Below are 4213 nucleotides of genomic sequence, written 5' to 3' on the forward strand. Positions count from 1 at the left end.
GGAATCAGATCCTTGAACTCGAACCGTCCGGCCATGGCAAGACCAAGCGAGACAGCTGGATTGAAGTGTCCGCCGGATATATGTCCGACGGCAAAGGCCATGGTAAGAACCGTAAGACCAAAAGCAAAGGCAACACCAAGCAAACCAATACCGACATCTGGAAACGCCGCCGCGATAACCGCGCTGCCGCAGTCGCCGAGGACAAGCCAGAATGTACCGAAGAATTCAGCCGACAGTTTGTTCAACATGGAACCCTCTTTGGGGAGACCGGGCCCCGGAGCTCGAACTGCATACGCGAAAGAATTCTGGATTTTGAACTGGAGAATATCACTCGGTGCGCACGGACAGAAGTCTGCGTAAGACATGGCCCCTGACGAATGCGATCGACCCTGCAGACGGCCAATGGCGCCGGGCGTTTTGAGGGAGCCCACCAAGGTCCAGCGGAACACCGTCCGCGACCGTTTGCTGGTGGTACCCGTTCCCCGGGGCTAGTAACTTTGGCAGTATGGGCGCACAATCACGCATAAATAACTTGGGGTAAACACGTTTCATTTCAAGGCATTGATCGTCAATCCTCCTTAGAGGCAGGTACATGCTCGAGCCACGCCAGGACACCACCCGCGTAACGCTTTCCGTATTGTTTATTGGCGGCCTTCTCGTCAGCTCGATCTGGGTGATGTTGCCGTTCCTGGCGGCGATCATCTGGGCTTTGACGTTGGTCATCGCGACTTGGCCGCTCATGCTTTGGGTGCAGCATCACGTCGGCAACAAACGCAGCATTGCTGTCCTGGTCATGACGATTACCCTACTGTTGGTCATTATCGTTCCGTTTTGGCTGGCGATCAGCCTGATCATCGACAATATCGACCACATCACGGATTTCTTCCGCAGCGGCCTGACCTTCAAATTGCCGCAGCCGCCGACATGGCTCGCAGACGTGCCCCTGATCGGACCGCGCATACACGAGGCTTGGGAAAGGCTGGCGGCGATCGGGATGACCGAACTCGCCCCCAGGCTGAAACCATATGCCGGTTCACTTGCGCAATGGTTCGCAACCGCAGCTGGAAGTCTCGGCGGAATGTTTCTTGAGTTTCTGCTGACAACCGTAATAGCCGCCATCATGTATTCGCGCGGCGAACAGGGAGCGGCGATGGCCATCCGGTTCGGCCGCAGGCTCGCCGGCGATCGTGGCGAGATGGCGGTTCGCCTGGCCGGCAAAGCAATTCGCGGTGTTGCGCTTGGCGTTGTCGTCACTGCGGTTGCTCAGACTGCACTGAGCGGCATCGGGCTAATTGTCGTGGGCATCCCGTTTGCGGCATTTCTGACCGCGCTCATCTTTGTTCTCTGCTTGATGCAGATCGGACCCGGCCTCATTCTGGCGCCGACGGTCATCTGGATGTATTACTCCGGTGATACGCTGTGGGCGACTGTGTTGCTGCTGTTTGCACTCGTGGCCGGAACGATGGATGGTTATCTGCGCCCGGTTCTGATCAGAAGGGGCGCCGACCTGCCCTTGTTGCTCATCTTCGCCGGTGTGATAGGCGGGCTTATCTCATTCGGCATCCTCGGAATTTTCGTCGGGCCTACGCTCCTCGCGGTCGCTTACACTTTGCTCGACGCATGGATGGAGGACAGTGACAACAAGACTCCCGGTGTGAAACAGACGCCCTGATGATCGACCTGACCTCAGTCGCCTTCTGCAATGAGCTGCTTGCGAATCTCCATGAGTTTCTGCTTCTGGGCCTCGGTGACCTTCGGCGAAGCAAGGTCAAGCCTTTCAAGCGCACCACAGGTAGCCTCTGATATGGCAAGGCGCGCAAACCACTTGTTGTCGGCAGGAATGACAAACCAGGGCGCCCACTCGGTGCTTGTATTGTTAAGCATATCTTCAAAGGCAGTCTGATACTCATCCCAGAATTTGCGTTCGCCAAAGTCCGCCGCCGAGAACTTCCAGTTCTTTTCCGGCTCATCAATCCGTGAAAGGAAGCGGCGCTTCTGCTCTTTTTTCGAGACGTTCAAAAAAAACTTCAGGATGATCGTGCCGTTCTGGCGCAGGTATTTTTCATAATTGTTGATCTGCTTGAACCGGCGTTGCCAGAGATCGCCCTGTGTGGCTCGCTCGGGAATTTTTTGCTTTTCAAGGAGCTCAGGGTGGACCCTGACCACAAGAACTTCCTCATAATAGGAACGATTGAATATGCCGATCATGCCGCGACCCGGAAGCGCTTTTGATGCGCGCCATAGGTAATCGTGGTCCAGATCCTCTGCCGATGGTGACTTGAAGCTGGTAACGTGGCAGCCCTGCGGATTGACGCCGGACATCACATGGCGGATGGCCCCGTCCTTTCCAGCTGCGTCCATGGCCTGAAAGATCATGAGCACAGAATAGGTATCCTGCGCATAGAGAAGTTCCTGCATCTCTGACAGGTGCTCGACATTTGCCGCAACGTGCTGGAGCGCGCCGGCCTTGTCGTCATATCCTCCGGTAAATTCCGGGTCAAAATCGTCTTTGAGCGAAATTTTGCGCCCGGGCTTGACGGCAATGTCGCGAAATCGAAACTTTACCTCACCGCTGTTTCCCACTTGTATTTCGCGCTTTTTGTCAAAGTCGACAGTGATTTTCATGGCTTCCCCCCCAAGCGTCATATAATTGGCCAATTGATGCGAGTATGCTATCATCCTACTAGCGAAATGTCATTTTGTTGCGCGGTTTAGAGAAGATTTGATATTCCATGGCGCGTGTTGCAAATAAAGAGCATCGCGTCGCGAGATAAATACTTTAGGGAATCCGATCGGCTGGGCATCGAATGGGGAGAGCCATGGCAACGAAAGACGAACACGATCCGGTAGCCGAGAACGGTTTCTTTATGTCGGCAAAGGAATTGCGTGAATACGCGGACAAGATCGACAGCGCGCGTGCTTCAGCCGCATTTGAAGGCATGAAGCGAGCAGAAGACGCCCGCAAAAAACTCATGGAGCGGTTATCGGAACCGGTTCAAATTACTGACCAAATGCGGGCCAACCTAAAGCACCTCGTCACGAAAGCCGCGGAGGAGGGGCGCACTGAGCTGAAAGTCATGCAATTTCCCGTTGAACTTTGTACGGACATGGGCCGGGCGATCAACAACAATGAACCCGATTGGCCTGAAACATTGACAGGTGTTCCGCGCCAGGCCTTTGAAGTGTGGCGCGATCGCCTCAAACCCGCCGGGTACCGCCTGAGCGCCATGATCGTTGAATGGCCGCACGGAATGCCAGGAGATGTAGGGCTCTTTCTCGGCTGGGGCGAAAAGCGCGCGCATTGAATCTCCCGTACGCGATGGCGTATTGAGCATCTTGAGACCCAGGCCTTAGGGATCCGCGATGCGTGTTGCTTGGTTTCTCACGTTCCTTGACGGATATGCTCTGTGCCATGCCAACGCTGCCGATCATTTCAAGCTTGAGGGCGTACCGGAGCGAATGGCTCCGGTATGATGTGACATCTGGCCTGGCGATCGCCGCCGTCGGCTTGCCGAGCGCCATTGCCTATCCCGCCATTGCCGGATTGCCGCCAGAGGTGGGTCTATATGCCAGCATCATGGCGGTCCTTGGCTACGCCATACTTGGCTCGTCGCGCCAGCTGATCGTGGGGCCCGATGCAGGCACCGTCACTGTCCTGGCAGCAGTTCTCCTTTCTCTTGGCCCGTTGTCACCGGACGAGACGTTGATTGCGTCGGCAGCCATCGCAGTGACTGTCGGGCTCCTCTGCCTGCTGGCGAATGTCCTGCGGCTTGGCTTTATTGCAAATTTCCTGTCGCGCCCGATCCTGACCGGATTCATGACGGGAATTTCCCTGTCTATTCTTGTTGGCCAGCTCGGGCGGCTGACCGGCGTCAAAATCGACAGCGAGGGGCTATTTGCGCCACTTTTTGAACTTGCGACAAAATTTGACCTTATCCATTGGCCCTCAGTTGTGCTTGGCGCCGGTCTGTTCCTTCTCCTGCTTGTATTGCGTGTCCGCCGGCCCGCAATTCCGGGGCCCCTTGTTGCCGTTGTCCTTGCAACCGCTCTATCGGCAGTCTTTGATTTTCAGGCAATGGGCATGCGGGTCGTTGGTCAAATCCCCTCGCGCTTGCCGGCGCCCATGTTGCCCTTACCAAAGGGTGCCGCAGTTGCCGATTTATTGCTGGGGTCGGTTGCAGTTTTGATCGTAAGCTTCGGGGCAGGCATAGTT

Annotated in this window: 5 protein-coding genes; 3 read left to right on the forward strand and 2 right to left on the reverse strand. The window is 55.9% G+C overall.

Features of this window, described 5'->3' with window-relative positions; translation table 11 throughout:
* The coding region (locus tag AAAB35_RS18200) for an aquaporin (protein ID WP_340669687.1) at positions 1 to 248 on the reverse strand (248 nt) is incomplete at its 3' end.
* A 344-nt stretch (positions 249 to 592) separates the two neighbouring features.
* Here AAAB35_RS18200 and ydiK point away from each other — a divergent pair.
* Positions 593 to 1672: an AI-2E family transporter YdiK gene (gene ydiK, locus AAAB35_RS18205; protein WP_340669688.1), complete on the forward strand. Its 1080-nt coding sequence runs from the start codon at positions 593 to 595 to the stop codon at positions 1670 to 1672.
* A gap of 14 nt (positions 1673 to 1686) precedes the next feature.
* On the opposite strand, the gene AAAB35_RS18210 is transcribed toward ydiK, so the two are convergent.
* The gene (locus tag AAAB35_RS18210) at positions 1687 to 2625 is read right to left on the reverse strand and encodes a polyphosphate kinase 2 family protein (protein WP_340669689.1); all 939 of its coding nucleotides are present in this window, start codon (positions 2623 to 2625) and stop codon (positions 1687 to 1689) included.
* A 194-nt stretch (positions 2626 to 2819) separates the two neighbouring features.
* On the opposite strand from AAAB35_RS18210, the gene AAAB35_RS18215 reads away from it, so the two are divergent.
* Positions 2820 to 3305: a hypothetical protein gene (locus AAAB35_RS18215; RefSeq protein ID WP_340669690.1), complete on the forward strand. Its 486-nt coding sequence runs from the start codon at positions 2820 to 2822 to the stop codon at positions 3303 to 3305.
* Positions 3306 to 3412: 107 nt separating this feature from the next.
* The coding region (locus AAAB35_RS18220) for a SulP family inorganic anion transporter (protein ID WP_340669691.1) at positions 3413 to 4213 on the forward strand (801 nt) is incomplete at its 3' end.

Source organism: Phyllobacterium sp. (assembly GCF_037994425.1).
GTDB lineage: Bacteria > Pseudomonadota > Alphaproteobacteria > Rhizobiales > Rhizobiaceae > Phyllobacterium.